Raw genomic sequence first — 17,125 nt, 5'->3', positions numbered from 1 at the left:
CGGATCACTCCGCGACCGGGGTTTGGATTTCCACCACGCGGACAGGGCGATCGGGATCCAGCTTGTGGGCGCCAAGGCTGACGATGCGGTCACCGGGGCGCAGCGCGCCGCGGATCGTGGCAACCGTGTCGGTGACGGCGGCCAGTTCGACCGGGACACGCTCCACCCGGTCGCCCGTCACGCGCCAGACGGCGGGGCCTGCGCCTGCATCCTGCACGGCGGCGAGGGGGACGGTGGCCACCGGCGCCCCTGCCCCGGGGGTGACGCTGATGGTCACGGTGCGCCCGAAGCTGGCCCCTGCCCCCGGATCGGCCAGCGCCATGCGCACCCGGTAAGTGCGCCCCTGCGGATCGGCATCAGGGGCGATGTCGCGCAGGACAAGCGGGTGGGACACAGCGCCCGCGCCCCAGATTTCGGCGCGGGCGGTGCTGCCCGCCAGCAGATCGCGGTCATCCTCGGGCAGCGAGAAGACCACATCCACCGCCCCGCCCTGCGCGATGGAGACAACCGGCGTTCCGGCGGCGACCACCTGCCCCGCCTCGCCCGGCGTGGCGGTGATCACGCCATCGGCGGGGGCAAGCAGCCGGGTATAGCCCAGCCCGTTTTCGGCCAGCGCCAGCGACCGGCGGGCGCGGTCGGCGCGGGCGGCGGCCTCGGCCTCAACGCTGAGCGCGCGGTCGAGCGCGGCCTGCGCGACATGGCCCTTGTCGAACAGGGTTTGGGTACGGTCGATATCGGCGCGCGCGCGGCGGTGGTCCACCTCGGCGGCGGCCACCTCGGCGGCGGCGACATCGCGTTCCAGCCGCGCATCGGTATCGTCGAGCGTGGCCAGCACCGTGCCCGCCGTCACGGCATCGCCCACCTCCACCCTGCGTGAGACGATCTTGCCGGACAGGCGAAAGCCCATCGCCACCTCGTGCCGGGGGCGGATCGTGCCGGTATAAGTGACGGCGCGCGTCGTGGGGGTGAAGGCGATCTCGGTCACGCGGACAGGCTGGGCGGGGCGTTCTGCGGTGGCGGTGGCCTGCCCGGCCCGGGGGGCCAGAACCGCCCCGGCGGCGCCCAAGCCCCCCAGCGACAGGATCACAAAGGCCGTGATGGCCACGGCCCGCCGTCCCGAATTCCGTGCCATCGCGACCTCATGTGCTGGGGTGGGGTTGATTCTCGCAAAGTAAGTGACACATACATTAGTAAGTGATACTTACTTGACAAGCCCCTTTCTCGCGGTATCCCGAAAAGGCCGCGTCGCCTGCGGCCCCGGCGCCGAACTGGCCCTTCTGGAAAGCGACATGCCCGACAAGACGACCGCGCGCAGCACCTATCACCACGGCGACCTGCGGGCGCAGCTGATCGCGGCCGTGCGGGACCTGGTGGAAAGCCACGGCCCTGACGGGTTTTCCGTGGCCGAGGCCGCCCGCCGGGCGGGCGTCAGTTCCGCCGCGCCCTACAAGCATTTCCGCGACCGCCCCGAACTGCTGCGCGCCGTCGCGGCCGAGGGGATGGACCGGCTGCGCGCCGCGATGGAGGCGGGCTGCGCCCGCCATCCCGCCGGTTCGATCGAGGCCGTGGCCGCGATCGGGCAGGCCTATGTGGATTTCGCGCGCGGCGGGCCGGGTGTGTTCCGCCTCGTCTTCGGGCTGACCGAGGGACATGCCGCCGATACGCAGTTGCAGGGCAAGGGGTGGAACTGCTTTTCCGTGCTGCTGCAGGCGGTGGCGCGGGTGATTGGCCTGTCGGAAGGCCACCCGCAGGTGCAAGAGCGCGCCTATATGCTGTGGGCCACCGTGCATGGCCATTCCTTCCTGACCATCGACGGCAAGACGACCGGGAAATTCGCCCCGGGCGCGGATTGGCCGATGCTCATGCAGGTGGCGGCCGCGATCCTGCGCGACGGGCGCGCCGCCTAGATCGGGCGGGCCGCGCCGCCAAGACTTGCTGGCAGGTGCCAGAGCGGCTTATGTGCCGGGGCGGCAGGCGAGCAGAGGAAACAGGATGCGCAACGCGGCTATGGTGCTCGGGATCATCGGGGGGTTGATCGCGATGCTCGTGGGGTTCTTCGGGTTCGGCTATACCGAACTGGTGCAGGAGCATGCCGAACTGGGCGAGATCTTCGGCGAATTCGACAACCCCGCCCTGATCCGCTTTGCCAGTTTCATCGCCCCGCTGCTGGCGATTGCGGGGGCCGCCATGGCCAAGATCCGCGCGCTGGTGGGGGGTGTGCTGATGCTGGTGGCCAGCGGGTTGATGTATTTCTCTTTCGGCTTTGGCGTGTTCACGATGTTTCCCATCGGCTTTTGCATCGTGGGCGGGATCCTGGCCATCGCGGCGGGCAAGCCGGACGAGCCGAAATCGCATTTCTGAGGCAGACAAGGGCGGCGCGCGCGCCGCCCTGCCCTGACTATACAACCGGGGTCAGACGGCGACGGTGACCTTGCCCATGGGATGGGAACAGCAGGCGAGGATGTAGCCTGCGGCGATGTCGTCATCGCTGATCCCGCCGTTATGAACCATGTGCACATCGCCTTCGGTCTTTTTCACCTTGCAGGTGCCGCACAGCCCGAAGGTGCAGCCCGAGGGGATGTTCAGCCCCGACCGCTTGGCCACCGCCAGCACCGTATCGGTTTCGGCACAAGGCGCGGTGATGCCGCTGCTGGCAAAGGTGATGACTGCGCCGGTCCCGGCATCGGGGACCACGTCTGAGATCACGGGCGCCTCGGCCTCGGTCCGCACGGGGGCGCCGAAGCTTTCCTGATGGTAGTGCGCCATCTCATAGCCCAGCGACACCAGCATGTCGCGCACCCCCTGCATGAAGGGTTCGGGGCCGCAGCAGAACACCTCGCGCTCCAGATAGTCGGGGGCCATCAGGCCCAGCATGATCTGGCTGAGCCGTCCGGTATAGCCGGGCCAGGCGCGGAAGGGATCGGGTTCCTCGACCACAAAACGCAATTGCAGGCCCGGCACGCGGTTGGCGAATTGCTCCAGCCTTTCGCGGAAGATGATCTCGGACGGGCGGCGGGCGGCGTGGACGAAGGTGATGTCGGGCATCTCGCCCGAATCCCAGGCCCATGTCGTCATCGACATCATGGGGGTGATGCCGGAGCCTGCCGAGATGAAGAGGTATTTCTTCGCCGGGTGGCGATGGAAGGAGAAGATGCCCGACGGACCATAGGCCTTGATCCGCATCCCGGGCTTGAGGTGATCCAGCATCCAGCGCGTGCCGATGCTGTCCTTCTGCGCCTTGACCGTGACGCTGATCGACAGGGGGCGCGAGGGGCTGGAACTGATCGTGTAGGTGCGCTGGATATTGCCGCCCGGCACCGGCAGATCCAGCGTCAGGAACTGGCCCGGCTGATAGTCGAACCACGCGCCCGACGGCGCGCGGAAGGTGAAGGTCGCAGTGTCGGACACATCCGGCACCACCATGGCACATTCCAGAAGCTCTGCATCCGTCCAGGGCCGGGCCGTCCAGTTCATCTGACCCATGGCTTACTCCGCCGCCAGAGCCGGACCCGGCGCAACGCGCCCGGCCATCACGCCGCAATACCAATCCACGAACTGGATCACGCCTTCTTCCTGAATGGTCGAATAGGGGCCGGGTTCATAGGCGGGCGACAGGATGCCCTTCTGGTTTTCCTCCACCACCTGACGGTCCTCGTCATTGGTGGCGATCCAGACCTCGGTCAGGGTTTTCAGATCGTAGTCCACACCTTCCACCGCGTCCTTGTGGACGAGCCATGTCGTCGTCACCTCGGTCTCGGTCGGGCTGACGGGCAGGACGCGGAAGGTGATCGCGTGATCGCCCAGGAAGTGGTTCCACGTGTTGGGATAGTGATACATAAGCAGGCTGCCCGCATCGTTGAAGGGCATCCGCCCCATCCGCCGCGCCACGGCTGCCTTGGTCGACAGCGTATAGCTTTCGGCGTTGTTCAAAAGCGGGATGCGCGCGAGCCGCCACTGGAAATCGGGGGCATGGACAAAGCGCGAGGGCAGGCCTGCGGCTTCGCAGCGTTCCCAATGGGCAAGGATTTCGGGGCTGGCCGAATGGGGGCCATCCATCGCGCCGATCTTGGGATTATCCGAGAAGGTGCGGCAGAGCGACGGGTGCGAACCGCCGCAGTGATAACATTCGCGGTTGTTCTCGATCACCAGCTTCCAGTTGCCGTTTTCCACGATGGTCGAGGTGAAGGCCACCTTGGCATCCGACAGACCCGAAGGCGCCAGATAGCCCGCCGCGGTGCGCGCCAGATCGGCGACGGGGGGCGGCACCTCGGCCAGACAGATGTAGACGACCCCGCCCAGATCGACGCAATGCACCCGCTTCAGCCCGAACTTGGCGGCATCGAAATCCTCGCCCATGTCGCGGGCATAAAGAAGCTTGCCATCCAGCTCATAGGTCCACTGGTGATAGGGGCAGACGAGTTTGGGCGTGTTGCCCATGGTCTTGGAGCACAGCCGCTGGCCGCGGTGGCGGCAGACGTTGTGGAAGGCGCGGATGCGCCCGTCGGCGCCCTTGACCACGATCACCGGATAGGCGCCCACCTGCACGGTCTGATAATCGCCCGTCTTCTGCAACGCGGCCGAGGGCAGCGCGAACAGCCATTCGCGATACCAGATCTGTTCGAGATCGGCCTGATAGACGGCCGGATCGGCGTAAAGCGCGCGCGAGAGGGAAAAGTTCTTGCGGCGCGCGGCCAGTTCGGCGGCAATCTGGGAGTGGCTCAGCATCATCACCCTCGCTGTCCCGTGCCTTCCCGCACGGTCTTGTTCCTGACATGCGGCCAGACAGGGGGAAATGCGCGCGGCGACATGCAGGCCCGACGCAACGCATCGCCCCACCGCCCACCGCGGTTCGACGTATCGGTGCAAGGCTGGTTTCCGGGCTGGGGGAGCGGCCTTTCGGCCCGGACGCGACGCCTTCCCAAGGGGCTCCTCCCCCCCAGTGGCCTGATGTCGCGCCCTCTCCCGTTACCGTTGCGGGGGCAGCGCCGGTCTTGCACCGGCTTCCCAATTCTCCGCCTGTCGGGGCGGCACCTTGCCGGGCGAATGTAGGGGGTCGCCCGGGAACGAATCCCCTTTGGAACGACAGGTCATGTCGCAAACTCGACATGGGCCGCAGTGGGGGCGGCGCAGGCCAGCGTCACGCCGGCTGCGCCGCGAGATAGGCCCGCCACCCCCCGTGATGCGTGATCTCCTCTGCCCCTGTGACCGCCAGGGCTTCGGCCAGAAAGCCCACCGCGCTGCGGCCATCTGTCAGGTCCACCCGCCCAAGGCCAAGGGGCGAGGGGATCTGCGCCAGAAAGGCCCCCACCTGCGCCATGGGCAGCGCCCAGACCTCCACGTCGATGGCCGCGCCGGTTTCGGCGCGCACAAGGCCCGGGCGCGCGGGCGGCGATCCGGGCAGGCGGAACAGGCGGTAGACCGGCGCGGTGGTGGTGCGCCGCAGGAAGCGCCCGCCCAGCCCCGTGATCTGGCTGTTCAGCGGCAGGCCCGACATATGCGCGCCCACCAGCACCAGTTCCATTTCCTGCGGCAGGGCGGCGGGGGCTGGCGCGGGCGCGGCGGGAAGCGCCCAACCCGTGGCCCCCAGAGCTGCGCCCGACTGCGCCTGCACCACCGCGCCCAGCGCGGCCAGACGGGCGTCTTCGCCCGGGCGGGCCAAGAGCGTGATGCTTCCCGGCCGCCCGTCGCCACGCGGGCCGGTCGGCACGGCCAGACCGCACATGTCCAGCAGATTGACAAAGTTCGTATAGGTCCCAAGGCGGCTGTTGGGGCCGATGGGATCGGCCTCCAGATCGGCCAAGGAATAGAAGGTGGGGATCGTCGGCACCGCCAGCAAGTCAAGGCCAGCCATCGCCGCCACCGCCTGCCGCCGCAGCGCCGCAAGCCGATAGATGCCACGGAAGGCATCCGCCGCCGACAGCCGGTCCGCCCCGCCGATGATGCGCGCCGTCACCGGGTGAAAGGCCCCGGGCCGCGCCCGGAACAGGGGTTCCACCGCGGCCATGCGTTCGGCCACCCACGCGCCGTCATAGAGCATCTGCGCCACGGCGTAGAAGGGGGTGAAATCGACCTCCACCACTGTGGCGCCCATGGCCTGCAACATGGCGCGGGCGGTGCCGAAGGCGGCGGCCTGTGCCGTGTCGCCGAAGAACTCGATGCTGGCGGCATCCGGCACGCCGATGCGCTGGCCCGGCGGCGGGGCGGACAGGGCCGGGGCGGGCATCGGGCGCGACCACGGATCATCAGCGTCGGGCGCGCAGGCCACACGGTAGGCGCGCCACGCATCGGCGACGGTCAGGCCGAAGATCGAGATCGTGTCGAGCGTCCGGCAGGCGGGAACAACACCTGTGGCCGACAGCGCACCGAGCGACGGCTTCAGCCCCACGATGTTGTTCAGCGCCGCCGGAACGCGGCCCGATCCGGCCGTATCGGTGCCGAGCGCAAAGCTGACCAGCCCGCGCGCCACCGCCACCGCCGACCCGCTGGACGAACCGCCCGGCACGATGGCGGGGTCCAGCGCATTGCGCGGCACGCCATAGGGTGACCGCACGCCCACCAGCCCGGTCGCAAATTGATCCAGATTGGTCTTGCCGATCCAGATCGCCCCTGCCGCGCGCAACCGCGCCACCACAAAGGCATCCGCCTGCGCCAGATAGGCGAAGTCCGGGCAGGCGGCCGTGGTGGGCGCATCGCCCACGTCGATATTGTCCTTGACCGCGAAGGGAATCCCCCAGAGCGGATAGGCCACCGGATCGAAAGGCAGCAGGGACGCGGCCTCGTCCGCCGTGGCGGCGGGATCGCGCAGATGCAAAAAGATCGCGCGGTCCCCGGCCGCCGCGATACGGGCATGGACCTCGGCCATCACGGCGGCGGGTGATAGCCCGGTCGCATAGGCGGCGTGCAGCCGGTCGATGTCGAACGGCAGATCGGTCAGGCTTGTCTTGTCCATCGTCTTTCTCAGGTCATGAATTCCACAGGCCGGTTCCACTGGATCAGCACGGTGCAACCCGATGCTGACCAGACCGAATGTTCGGTCCCTTCGGGGTTCAGGATCAGCGATCCAGCCGGATAATCGCCGCGTTCGTCGCTCTGCACCCCTTCGAGAACGAGGATCGTCTCCATCCCCGGGTGGCGGTGGCGTGGCACCCCCGCACCGGGCGCATAACGCAAGAGCGCCACACCCGGCGCGCCTTCGCGCAGCACCGATATCTCCACGCCGTCGCGGAAGGGCTTGAAGGTGCGCGCGCGCCAGCCCGTCAGCAGCGCGGCAAAGGCCACGGGCTCTTCTGCGCGGTCAGGCATGGAAGGCCTCGACGATCTCGGCCACGGTGGCTGTCCAGCCGACGATGGCGCCTTGCGCGCGGATCATCTCAAGCGTGGCGGTTTTGAAGGCGGGAAAGTAGCTGTCGGTCGCATCCTCGGCCAGCAGACAGTCAAACCCGCGATCATTCGCCTCGCGCATGGTGGTCTGGACGCAGACCTCGGTCGTCACCCCGGCAAGGATCAGGCTGCGTGTTCCCATCCGCACCAGATGGGCCGACAGGCCGGTGGCGTAGAAGGCGCCCTTTCCCGGCTTGTCGATCACCAGTTCCCCCGCCACGGGATAGAGTTCTGGCACGATATCGGCGCCCGGCTCGCCGGCAATCAGGATGCGCCCCATGGGGCCCGCATCGCCGATCCGCAGCTCGGGCGCGCCACGGTCGCGCTTGGCAGGCGGCAGGTCGGACAGATCGGGGCGGTGACATTCCCGCGTGTGGATCACCGGCACGCCCGCCGCCCGCGCCCCGGCAATCAGCGCTGCCACGGCGGGAATGATCGCCCGCAGGCGCGTCACGTCATTGCCCAGACTTGCGCCGAACCCGCCCGGTTCGACAAAATCGCGCTGCATGTCGATCACGATCAACGCCGTGGTCGCCGGATCGAAACCAAAGGCGAAGGGCCGCGCCGCCGCGATCTGCCGCATCCCCAATCCGCGCATTTCGTTCATGCCGCATGTCCCCCCATGTGATGGCCGATCTCAGCCACCCGCGCCTCGGCGGCGGGCACCTCATAGGTGATCCGCCCTTCCGACATCACGAGGACCCGGTCGGACAGTTCCAGCACCTCGTCCAGGTCTTCGCTCATCAACAGCACCGCCGCGCCGGCATTGCGCGCCGCCACGATCCGCGCGCGGATATCCGCGACGGCGGCGAAATCCAGCCCGAAACAGGGGTTCGAGATGACCAGCAGACGCACCGCGCCCGTCAGTTCGCGCGCCAGCACCGCGCGCTGCACATTGCCGCCCGACAAGGCCGCGATCGGGCCTTCGGGATCGGCGGCCTTGACCTTGAAGGCCGCGATCAGATCGCGCCCGCGGGCCCGCATCTCGGCCGCCGACAGCCAGAAGCGCGGCCCCTTGCCGTTGCGGTCGAACGACCGGAAGGCGATGTTCTCGATCACGCTCATCCGGGGGGCGCAGGCATTGCGCAGCGGCTCTTCGGGCAGGTAGCGCACGGCATGGGCCTGCGCCTCTTGCCGCGTCGCGCCATAGGCTTCGCCCGCCACACGCACCTCGCCCGCGCGCAGCGCGCGCTGGCCGGTCAGCACCTCCATCAGTTCCATCTGCCCATTGCCCGATATGCCCGCAATTCCTGCGATCTCGCCCGCATGGACGGTCAGCGCGTCGATGCTGATCTCTTTCAGCCCTGACCGATCCACCGCCCGGACGCCGCGCAGTTCCAGCACCGGCGCCCCGCGCGTGCCCTGCCGGTCCATCGGGCGCAGCGCCTTTTCCTCGCCGATCATCATCGCGGCCATCTGGTCGTGCGTCAGATCGGCCACCCGGCCCTGCCCCACCAGACGCCCGCGCCGCAGCACTGACACCTCATCCGCAAAGGCCGTGACCTCGCGGAACTTGTGGGTGATCATCAGGACCGAAATCTCGCCCGCCTGACACAGACCGCGCACATGGCCCAGCACCTCGTCCGCCTCATCCGGCGTCAGCACCGAGGTGGGTTCGTCAAGGATGAGGAAACGGCTTCCCAGATACAGCTGCTTGAGGATCTCGAGCTTCTGCTTCTCGCCCGCCGCCAGCCGCGCCACCGGCTGGTCGAGCGGCACCCGAAAGGGCATGGCAGACATGAACGCCTCCAGCCCCGCGCGTTCCTGCGCCCAGTCGATCACCACCGGCGCATCGGCGCGGCTGATCACAAGGTTTTCGGCCACGGTCAGGGACGGGACCAGCGTGAAATGCTGATACACCATCCCCATCCCCAAGGCCCGCGCGTCGCGCGGATCACCGATCTCGGCCTCGCGCCGTGCCACGAGCAATTGCCCCGCCGTCGCGTGGTAAAAGCCCATGATGCATTTCACCAGCGTGGACTTTCCCGCCCCGTTTTCCCCCAGCAGGGCATGGAAACTGCCCGGGGCGATGCGGATCGACACATCGTCGAGCGCGGTGAAACTGCCAAAGCGCATGGTCATGCCCACCGTTTCCACCTCCAGCGCGCCTGCGGGCAAAGGATCCGCGCCGATCCCTGTGACGGGCGGCCTCATGGCAGCGCCCCGATCAGGGTGGCGCTGTCGCTGACCGCGCCGAAGACGCCGCCCTGCATGGTGACCATTTTCAGCGCCGCCGCATGGTTGCCCGCGTCCGTCGCCCCGCAGCAATCCGACAGGATCAGACATTCAAAGCCCCGGTCGTTCGCCTCGCGCATTGTGGTGGACACGCAGACATCCGTGGTGATGCCGGTCAAGATCAGGTTCTCGATGCCCCGCGTGCGCAGGATCAGTTCCAGATCGGTCGCGCAAAACGATCCCTTTCCCGGCTTGTCGATGATCGCCTCGCCCGGCAGGGGGTAGAGCGCGGGGATGATGTCCCACCCCGGTTCCCCCCGGATCAGGATCTTTCCGCACGGCCCCGCATCCCCGATCCCCGCCCCGATCTGCTGGCTGCGCCAGCGCTTGTTCGGCGGCAGGTCGGCCAGATCGGGCCGGTGCCCTTCGCGCGTGTGGATGATGTGGTAGCCCTTGGCCCGCATCGCGCCAAGCACCGCGCGGATGGGTTCAATGGGCGCCTGTGTCATCGATAGGTCATAGCCCATCATGTCCACATAGCCGCCCTGGCCGCAGAAATCGGTCTGCATGTCGATGATGATGAGCGCGGTGTTCTCGGGCCGCAGATCGCCATTGTATGGCCAGGCATAAGGATTGGCGTTGATCGTGGTCATCCTGCCCCTCATTTCGTTATGGAAAGTTCACCCGGCGCGCCCGCAAGCGCGCGGTTCGGCGACGAGGTGGCGATCAGCACGCCAAGCGTCAGCACATAAGGCGCGGCGTAAAAGAGGTAGTAGCCCTGCGTCACCCCCACCGATTGCAGCGCCGGACCCAAGGCCCCCGCCCCGCCAAACAGCAGCGCCGCCCAGAAACAGTTCAGCGGTTGCCAGCGTGCAAAGATCACCAGCGCCACGGCCATCAGACCCTGCCCGCTGGAAATGCCCTCATTCCAGCTGCCGGGATAGAACAGCGACAGATAGGCCCCGCCCACCCCCGCAAAGGCCCCGCCCAGCGCTGTCGCCATCGTGCGGATCACGGCAGGCCGCAGCCCCATCGCACGGGCCGCATCGGTGCTGTCGCCCACCACCCGCAGGATCAGCCCCGGCTTGGTGGCCCGCAACCCCCAATGCAGCACCAGCGCCGCTGCGATGCCCGCAAGAAACAGCACGTTCACATTCAACGCCGCCTGCACCTGCGGCACATCCGACCACCAGCCAAAGGGGATTGACGGCAGATCGGGCGCCGCAGGCTGGATGAAGGGCTTGCCGAAATAGAAGGCAAGCCCCGTCCCCAGCAGCATCATGGCGATGCCGATGGCGATGTCGTTCACCTTCGCCATCGAACAGATCAGCCCATGCACCAGCCCGAACACCGCCCCCGCCAGCGCCGCAACCAGAACCCCCGCCCAGGGGTTCCCCGTCATCACCGCGGTGGCATATCCCGCCATCGCCCCGAAAACGAGCGTCCCCTCAAGCCCCAGATTGATCCGCCCCGACCGCTCTGTCAGTGTCTCGCCCAGCGAGACGAACAGGATCGGCGTTGACACCCGGATCGCACCGCCCAGCACGGCAAGAGGAACCGCCCACCAGCCCAGATCGCCTTCCATCGCCCTACCCCCGTGCCTTGAAGAAGGGCAGCCGCCCATAGGCCGCGTCCGACATCAGGATCGCCATGAACACGATCCCCTGCAGCACCTGCATCGTGGCATCCGGCAGGTCCATCCGCCGCTGGATCAGGCCCGATGACGCATCAAACCCCGCCAGCAGCACCGCCACGGGCAGGATCGCCAGCCCGTTGTGACGGGCCAGGAAGGCGATCAGGATGCCGGTATAGCCATACCCCGCCGCAAGCGACGCATTGGCCGACCCATGCACCGCCGCCACTTCGAAGAACCCGGCCAGCCCCGCGCAGGCCCCGCCCAGCGCCGTGAAGCCCAGGATCAGCCGCCCCACGGGCAGGCCCTGCACCTCGGCCGCGCGGACGTTGCCGCCGGCGATGCGCGCGGCAAAGCCCCACCGCGTCCGCTCTATCACAACCCAGGCGAGGATGCAGGCAAGGATGCCGAAGGCAAGGCCCCAATGCACCTCCATCCCGGGCAGCATTCCGACCTGCAACCCGTCGGCCAGCGGCGCGGTCGAGGGTTTGTTCAGGCTTGCCGGATCGCGCAGCGGCCCCTCCACAAGGTGGTTCATCAGCGCGATGGCGATATAGGCCAGCAGCAGGCTTGATATCGTCTCGTTCACGCCCCGATAATGGCGCAGCGCCCCCGCCATCCCGATCCAGACCGCGCCCACCGCCATCGCGGCCAGCGCCATCAGCGGCAGGCCAACCGCCGAAGGCACCCCCGCCAGCGGCAGGGCCAAGGCTCCGGCGGCCAGCCCGCCCAGAACGATGGCCCCCTCTCCGCCGATCACGACAAGGCCCAGCCGTGCGGGCAGCGCCACGCAGAGCGCCGCAAGCAGCAGCGGGGCGGCACGCGACAGTGTGTTCATCCAGGAAAAGACCGATCCAAAGGCCCCCTGCCAGACATACCCGAAAAAGGCGGCGGGGGACTGCCCCTGCGTCAGCAGGAACAGCGCAAAGACAGCCAGCCCCGCCAGCAATGCCAGCACGGGGATCACCACCGGTTCGGCCCGGCGCAGGGCCGCCATGGCCCCGCCCCCCGTCACCTGCGCCTCGACCACCGCCATGCCCCTGCCCCCTTACGACGTCGAACCGATGACGCCCTCGACCAGATAGCCCATGCCTTCCAGCACCGGGTCGGTCTCGAGGAAGGCCTCGCCATCGGCCGCGACGACATTGCCTTGATTGTCCTTCAGCGGCCCCTTGATGACGCTGAACCCGCCCTTCTCGATCTCGGCCTTCACGGCCTCGAACTGGGCGCGGCCCGCCTCCGGCACCGCAGGACCGAGCGGCGACATCTTGATGAACCCCTCGGCCAGACCGCCGCGCACGAAGTTCGGGATTGCCTCGCCTGCCATCGTGGCGGTGACCATGTCGGTATAGACCTTGGCCCAGTTCCATTCGGCCCCGGTCAGGTATTTCTCGGGGGCAAGTGCGGTCTGATCCGCGTGATAGCCGCAGACAAAGGCCCCGCGTCCCGCCGCTGTCTCCACCACCACCTTCGGCCCGTCCACATGGCAGGTGATCACATCGCAGCCCGCATCGACCAGCGCGTTGGTGGCCTCGGCCTCCTTCACCGCCAGCGACCATTCGCCGGTGAAGATGACCTGACAGGTGATCGCGGGATCGACCGACCGCGCGCCCAGAAGGAAAGAGTTGATGTTGAGCAGCACCTGCGGGATGGGCTTGGCCGCGACGAAGCCGATCTTCTTGGTCACCGAGGCATGGCCCGCCGCGATGCCGTTCAGATACTGGCCCATCCCGATATAGCCGAAATAGCTGCCCACATTTGCGGGGTGCTTGTCGGCCGCCCAGAGGCCACCGCAATGCTGGAAGCGCACATCGGTGTATTTCGGCGCGAGAGCAAGGATATGGGGATCGAAATAGCCGAAGGATGTCGGGAAGATCAACGTCGCCCCGTCCAGATTGATCATCGATTCCATCGACTTCTGCACGTCCTGCGTTTCGGGGACGTTTTCCTCTTCGACGACGGTGACGCCTTCCATCGCCTTCACCGCCGCCGCGCCCGCGGCGTGCGATTGGTTGTAGCCGAAGTCATCGCGCGGGCCGACATAGATGAACCCCACGGTCAGGCCCGATTGCGCCCGCGCCGCACCGGGCAGGGCCGACAGCGCAGCGACACCGCCCAGCGCGGCGGCACCGCGCAAAAGGTTGCGGCGCGACAGGGTGGCGGGGGCGGCCAAGCGCCGCGGGAAAGCCGGAAACTCGGTCATGCAAATTCTCCATGCTGGTGTGGTCGGGCGCTCCATCGCGGGTCAGGCCCCGCGATTCGCCCCGGTTGTCTGTCACTTCTGCGGCGCAGCATGCGGCTTTGCACCGATGCCGTCTTGTGCTAACTTTGCACTTAACCGCTGCAAGAAATGCATCAGTCATGCACAGCCTGACCCCGCACCAGTTCATCGACGTCATCGCGCGCGCCGGATCCATCCGGAAGGCGGCCGAGGTGCTGGCGATCACGTCCACCGCGCTGAACCGCCGCGTGCTGGCGCTGGAAGAGGAACTGGGCGTCCCCATCTTCGAACGCCTGCCGCGCGGGGTGCGGCTGTCCACGGCGGGCGAGTTGCTGGTGTCGCACCTGCGTCATCAGGCATCGGATTTCGAACGCCTGCGCAGCCAGTTGGCCGATCTGGCGGGCGCGCGGCGGGGGCATGTGGCCATCGCCTGTTCGCAGGCGCTGCTGCCGTTCTTCCTGCCGGAACAGATCGGGCGCTACCGCCGCGACCATCCCGGTGTGACCTTCTCGGTCCAGTTGCGCGACCGCGCTGCCGCCGAGGCGGCGCTGGTGGAACATGACGCGGACCTTGCGCTGATCTTCGAACCGATCCGCCTGTCCGAGGTGCAGATCCTCGCCTCGGTCCGCCAGCCGATCCATGCCGTCATGGCGATAGACCACCCGCTGACGGCGCAAGCGACGGTGCGCCTGCGCGATTGCGCGGCCTATCCCGTCGCCATCCCCACCACGCAATATGGCGTGCGTTCGCTGATTGATCTGGCGCTGGTGCGCTTTTCGGTGCGCCTGCGCGTTGTGCTGGAGGCGGATAACTTCGATTTCCTGCGCCGCTATCCCGCGCAGGAGCATCTGATTTCGTTCCAGATTCCCATAGGCCTGCCCGATGGCCCCACCGCCGACGGCGTGACCTCGCGCCCCGTGGACACGCGCGATATCCCCGCCGGGCGGTTGTATCTGTGCCAGTTGCGCGGCCGCACCCTGCCCGTGGCGGCCGCGAAATTCGCCGCGCAGGTCGAAGGGTCGCTGCAGGACCGCTACGAGTTCTGATCGCCTTTTCCCCGCCCGCAGCCGCGCGCCCCACCGCCACCGCCCTGCCACCGCCCCACCCTGCCCTGCACCCCGGCCCGCTACACGCGGCTTGGGCCGGGTGCCGCGTCACCCTGCGGCCCATCCGCGCAGGAAGCGGATTGACAGATGGGGCGAATCTGTAAAAACTTACACAAGGGAGAAAAAATTACAGATCGGGAAACCGGTCCGTCACGATGGGGAGGATCGATGGCGCGCGGGCACCGCATCCGGGATGCCGAGGACAGCCTTGCCGTGCGGGCTGCCTGGTTGCATTACGCCGGCGGCCTGACGCAGGCCGAGGTGGCCAAGCGGTTGGGGATCACCGGGGTGAAGGCGCATCGGCTGATCACGCGGATGGCTGAATCCGGGGTCGTCAAGGTGACGATCGACGGCGACGTTGCCGAACTGGTGGAGCTGGAAGATCGTCTGGCGGGCCAGTACAACCTCGACTACTGCGAGATCGTGCCGGATCTGGCCGAAGAGGGGCTTCCCTTCCGGGCGCTGGGCCATGCCGGGGCGGGCTATATCCACCGGATGATCGACGCCCACCCGAAAGGCGTGATCGGCGTGGGCCATGGCCGGACGCTGGCGGCGGCTGTGCGCGAGATGTCGCATGTCGATGCGGCCTCGGTGCGGTTCGTTTCGCTTCTGGGCGGGCTGACGCGGAACTACGCGGCCAACCCCCATGACGTGATCCACCGCCTTGCCGAAAAGACCGGCGCGCAGGCCTATGTGATGCCTGTCCCCTTCTTTGCCAACACGGTCGAGGACCGCGAGGTTCTGCTGGCGCAGCGCGGCGTGTCGGATGTGTTCCGGCTGGCGGCCTCGGCCGATCTGATGCTGGTGGGGATCGGCACCGCCGAACCCCATGCGCAGCTCGTCGCCTCGCGCATGGTCGAGATGCCCGAGATCACCGAGGTCAAGGCACAGGGCGGCCTTGGCGAAATCCTCGGCCATTTCTTTGACGAACAGGGGCGGGCGATCGAGACATCGCTCACCCAGCGGACGCTTTCCCTCGGGCTGGAGGAGCTGAGGGAACGCAAGATCGTCGCCATCGCTGGCGGCGCGGAAAAGACCTGGGCGATCAGGTCTGTCCTGATGAGCGGCCTGCTCGGCGGGCTCATCACCGACGAGCGCACGGCACATGCGCTTGCACACGGCCTGACCGGTTAACGGCTCAGACACAAAGGGAGGAGTAGGAATGTACGATAAGGAAAAGGACCTGATAGATGCCTATATCCGCGGCTCGGTCAGCCGCCGGGGGCTGATCAAGGGTCTCGGCGCGCTGGGGCTGTCCACGGCGATGGGCGGCGTGTTGCTGAACGCGGCCGCGACGCGCGCGCTGGCGGCGGATTTCGACTGGAAGGCCCATGCGGGCAAGACGGTCAAGCTTCTGCTCAACAAGCACCCCTATACCGACGCGATGATCGCCAACATCGACAACTTCAAGTCGCTGACGGGTATGGAAGTCACCTATGACGTCTTCCCCGAGGATGTCTATTTCGACAAGGTGACTGCCGCGCTCTCCTCCGGCTCCAGCGAATACGACGCCTTCATGACCGGCGCCTACATGACCTGGACCTATGGCCCCGCCGGCTGGTGCGAGGATCTGGGCCAGTGGGCCAAGGATCCAGCCAAGACCAACCCGCTTTACGCCTGGGACGACTTCCTGCCGGGCGTGATCAAGTCCTGCGCCTGGAACGGCCAGCCAGGTGGCGCGCTGGGTTCGGACGATGCCAAGCAGTGGTGTATCCCGCTGGCCTATGAGCAGAACAACCTGACCTACAACAAGCGCATCTTCGATGCGAACGGTCTGGCTGTTCCCACCAACATCGACGAACTGCTGGAAACCGCTGCCAAGGCCAAGGCCGTGATGAACGGTGGCTATGGCATCGGTGTGCGCGGCTCGCGGTCCTGGGCGACGATCCACCCGGGCTTCCTGTCGGGCTATGCGAACTTTGACCAGAAGGACCTCAACATCGACGCGGAAGGCAAGCTGTCGGCCGCGATGAACACGGATGTGTCGAAGGAATACCATCGTAAATGGGTGCAGATGATTCAGGATTCCGGCGCGCCGGACTGGTCCACCCACACATGGTATCAGGTCGGCACCGATGTGGGCGCGGGCAAGTCGGCGATGATGTTCGATGCCGATATCCTTGGCTACTTCATGAACGGTGCGGGCAATGCCGAAGCTGGCAACCTCGCCTTCTCGGCGTTCAAGGCCAATGCGGCGGCGGCGGCCCCGACGCCGAACATCTGGATCTGGTCGATGGCCATGTCGTCCTTCTCGGCCGACAAGGATGCGACCTGGTACTTCCTGCAATGGGTGACCGGGCCGGAACATGGCCTGTTCGGCGCGCAGAAGATGGACCTCGTCAATCCGGCGCGGGCTTCGGTCTGGGCGGATGGGGCCTTCCGCGACAAGCTGTCGAAATCCTATCCGGGCTATGTCGAGATGCACGATGCCTCGGCCCCCGGTGCGTCGATCAAGTTCACGCCGCAGCCTCTGTTCTTTGACCTGACCACGGAATGGGCGGCGACGCTGCAGAAGATGGTGGCCAAGGAAGTGCCGGTGGACGAAGGGCTGGACCAGCTGGCCGAAAGCGTCAACAACCAGCTGAAAGAGGCCGGTCTGGGCTGATCGCC

General features: G+C 67.2%; 16 protein-coding genes and 1 riboswitch. Of the genes, 5 read left to right on the top strand and 11 right to left on the bottom strand.

All coding sequences use genetic code 11. From position 1 onward, the window contains the following. Positions 1–4 precede the first annotated feature (4 nt). Entirely contained in the window at positions 5–1,132 is a 1,128-nt protein-coding gene (locus GU920_RS11625; protein ID WP_161767170.1) for an efflux RND transporter periplasmic adaptor subunit, read from the bottom strand. A 157-nt stretch (positions 1,133–1,289) separates the two neighbouring features. On the opposite strand from GU920_RS11625, the gene GU920_RS11620 reads away from it, so the two are divergent. Both GU920_RS11620 and GU920_RS11615 read left to right on the top strand, forming a co-directional pair. Beyond that, positions 1,290–1,907, top strand: a complete 618-nt coding sequence (locus GU920_RS11620) for a TetR/AcrR family transcriptional regulator (RefSeq protein ID WP_161767169.1) — start codon at positions 1,290–1,292, stop codon at positions 1,905–1,907. A gap of 85 nt (positions 1,908–1,992) precedes the next feature. Then, positions 1,993–2,361 carry a hypothetical protein gene (locus tag GU920_RS11615; RefSeq protein ID WP_161767168.1) on the top strand — a complete coding sequence of 123 codons (369 nt, stop codon included), beginning with the start codon at positions 1,993–1,995 and terminating at the stop codon, positions 2,359–2,361. A 51-nt stretch (positions 2,362–2,412) separates the two neighbouring features. Here the strand turns inward: GU920_RS11615 and GU920_RS11610 are convergent, their stop codons facing one another. The 10 genes from GU920_RS11610 to GU920_RS11565 form a co-directional block, all read right to left on the bottom strand. Then, entirely contained in the window at positions 2,413–3,483 is a 1,071-nt protein-coding gene (locus tag GU920_RS11610) for a hybrid-cluster NAD(P)-dependent oxidoreductase (protein WP_161767167.1), read from the bottom strand. A 3-nt stretch (positions 3,484–3,486) separates the two neighbouring features. Then, positions 3,487–4,725, bottom strand: coding sequence for an aromatic ring-hydroxylating oxygenase subunit alpha (locus tag GU920_RS11605; RefSeq protein WP_161767370.1), 1,239 nt, complete (start codon positions 4,723–4,725; stop codon positions 3,487–3,489). Positions 4,726–4,849: 124 nt separating this feature from the next. After that, a riboswitch (cobalamin riboswitch) is annotated at positions 4,850–5,050 on the bottom strand. Between the two features lie 87 nt (positions 5,051–5,137). Continuing rightward, complete coding sequence (gene atzF, locus GU920_RS11600; protein ID WP_161767166.1) at positions 5,138–6,949, bottom strand: allophanate hydrolase; 1,812 nt, start codon at positions 6,947–6,949, stop codon at positions 5,138–5,140. An 8-nt stretch (positions 6,950–6,957) separates the two neighbouring features. Next, complete coding sequence (locus GU920_RS11595; protein ID WP_161767165.1) at positions 6,958–7,302, bottom strand: cupin domain-containing protein; 345 nt, start codon at positions 7,300–7,302, stop codon at positions 6,958–6,960. Then, positions 7,295–7,987 carry a cysteine hydrolase family protein gene (locus tag GU920_RS11590; protein WP_328799258.1) on the bottom strand — a complete coding sequence of 231 codons (693 nt, stop codon included), beginning with the start codon at positions 7,985–7,987 and terminating at the stop codon, positions 7,295–7,297. The genes GU920_RS11595 and GU920_RS11590 overlap by 8 nt, the downstream gene beginning before the upstream one ends. Continuing rightward, positions 7,984–9,534 carry an ABC transporter ATP-binding protein gene (locus GU920_RS11585; protein ID WP_161767164.1) on the bottom strand — a complete coding sequence of 517 codons (1,551 nt, stop codon included), beginning with the start codon at positions 9,532–9,534 and terminating at the stop codon, positions 7,984–7,986. The genes GU920_RS11590 and GU920_RS11585 overlap by 4 nt, the downstream gene beginning before the upstream one ends. Next, positions 9,531–10,208 carry a biuret amidohydrolase gene (gene biuH, locus GU920_RS11580; protein ID WP_201744091.1) on the bottom strand — a complete coding sequence of 226 codons (678 nt, stop codon included), beginning with the start codon at positions 10,206–10,208 and terminating at the stop codon, positions 9,531–9,533. Before biuH ends, GU920_RS11585 begins: the two co-directional genes overlap by 4 nt. An 8-nt stretch (positions 10,209–10,216) precedes the next feature. Next, positions 10,217–11,140, bottom strand: coding sequence for an ABC transporter permease (locus tag GU920_RS11575; protein ID WP_161767162.1), 924 nt, complete (start codon positions 11,138–11,140; stop codon positions 10,217–10,219). A 4-nt stretch (positions 11,141–11,144) separates the two neighbouring features. Then, entirely contained in the window at positions 11,145–12,224 is a 1,080-nt protein-coding gene (locus GU920_RS11570) for an ABC transporter permease (RefSeq protein ID WP_161767161.1), read from the bottom strand. A gap of 12 nt (positions 12,225–12,236) precedes the next feature. Next, complete coding sequence (locus tag GU920_RS11565) at positions 12,237–13,391, bottom strand: BMP family ABC transporter substrate-binding protein (RefSeq protein ID WP_161767160.1); 1,155 nt, start codon at positions 13,389–13,391, stop codon at positions 12,237–12,239. Positions 13,392–13,549: 158 nt separating this feature from the next. On the opposite strand from GU920_RS11565, the gene GU920_RS11560 reads away from it, so the two are divergent. The 3 genes from GU920_RS11560 to GU920_RS11550 all read left to right on the top strand — a co-directional run bounded on the left by GU920_RS11560 (position 13,550) and on the right by GU920_RS11550 (position 17,120). Then, entirely contained in the window at positions 13,550–14,455 is a 906-nt protein-coding gene (locus GU920_RS11560) for a LysR family transcriptional regulator (RefSeq protein WP_161767159.1), read from the top strand. Between the two features lie 228 nt (positions 14,456–14,683). Beyond that, entirely contained in the window at positions 14,684–15,649 is a 966-nt protein-coding gene (locus tag GU920_RS11555) for a sugar-binding transcriptional regulator (protein ID WP_161767158.1), read from the top strand. 28 nt (positions 15,650–15,677) lie between these two features. Beyond that, positions 15,678–17,120: an ABC transporter substrate-binding protein gene (locus GU920_RS11550; RefSeq protein WP_161767157.1), complete on the top strand. Its 1,443-nt coding sequence runs from the start codon at positions 15,678–15,680 to the stop codon at positions 17,118–17,120. Positions 17,121–17,125: the final 5 nt, after the last annotated feature.

This window comes from Paragemmobacter ruber (genome assembly GCF_009908315.1).
Taxonomy (GTDB): Bacteria; Pseudomonadota; Alphaproteobacteria; order Rhodobacterales; family Rhodobacteraceae; genus Paragemmobacter; species Paragemmobacter ruber.
Note: the sequence above shows the minus strand (reverse complement) of the source record. Positions and strands in the feature narration are given on the sequence as shown.

What these genes read in the sequence shown, in the direction of transcription:
- biuH (WP_201744091.1), bottom strand. Translation starts at nt 10,208, where the DNA reads ATGACCACGATCAACGCCAATCCTTATGCCTGGCCATACAATGGCGAT.
- atzF (WP_161767166.1), bottom strand. Translation starts at nt 6,949, where the DNA reads ATGGACAAGACAAGCCTGACCGATCTGCCGTTCGACATCGACCGGCTG.
- GU920_RS11550 (WP_161767157.1), top strand. Translation starts at nt 15,678, where the DNA reads ATGTACGATAAGGAAAAGGACCTGATAGATGCCTATATCCGCGGCTCG.
- GU920_RS11620 (WP_161767169.1), top strand. Translation starts at nt 1,290, where the DNA reads ATGCCCGACAAGACGACCGCGCGCAGCACCTATCACCACGGCGACCTG.
- GU920_RS11615 (WP_161767168.1), top strand. Translation starts at nt 1,993, where the DNA reads ATGCGCAACGCGGCTATGGTGCTCGGGATCATCGGGGGGTTGATCGCG.
- GU920_RS11565 (WP_161767160.1), bottom strand. Translation starts at nt 13,391, where the DNA reads ATGACCGAGTTTCCGGCTTTCCCGCGGCGCTTGGCCGCCCCCGCCACC.
- GU920_RS11555 (WP_161767158.1), top strand. Translation starts at nt 14,684, where the DNA reads ATGGCGCGCGGGCACCGCATCCGGGATGCCGAGGACAGCCTTGCCGTG.
- GU920_RS11625 (WP_161767170.1), bottom strand. Translation starts at nt 1,132, where the DNA reads ATGGCACGGAATTCGGGACGGCGGGCCGTGGCCATCACGGCCTTTGTG.
- GU920_RS11610 (WP_161767167.1), bottom strand. Translation starts at nt 3,483, where the DNA reads ATGGGTCAGATGAACTGGACGGCCCGGCCCTGGACGGATGCAGAGCTT.
- GU920_RS11605 (WP_161767370.1), bottom strand. Translation starts at nt 4,725, where the DNA reads ATGCTGAGCCACTCCCAGATTGCCGCCGAACTGGCCGCGCGCCGCAAG.
- GU920_RS11595 (WP_161767165.1), bottom strand. Translation starts at nt 7,302, where the DNA reads ATGCCTGACCGCGCAGAAGAGCCCGTGGCCTTTGCCGCGCTGCTGACG.
- GU920_RS11590 (WP_328799258.1), bottom strand. Translation starts at nt 7,987, where the DNA reads ATGAACGAAATGCGCGGATTGGGGATGCGGCAGATCGCGGCGGCGCGG.
- GU920_RS11570 (WP_161767161.1), bottom strand. Translation starts at nt 12,224, where the DNA reads ATGGCGGTGGTCGAGGCGCAGGTGACGGGGGGCGGGGCCATGGCGGCC.
- GU920_RS11575 (WP_161767162.1), bottom strand. Translation starts at nt 11,140, where the DNA reads ATGGAAGGCGATCTGGGCTGGTGGGCGGTTCCTCTTGCCGTGCTGGGC.
- GU920_RS11585 (WP_161767164.1), bottom strand. Translation starts at nt 9,534, where the DNA reads ATGAGGCCGCCCGTCACAGGGATCGGCGCGGATCCTTTGCCCGCAGGC.
- GU920_RS11560 (WP_161767159.1), top strand. Translation starts at nt 13,550, where the DNA reads ATGCACAGCCTGACCCCGCACCAGTTCATCGACGTCATCGCGCGCGCC.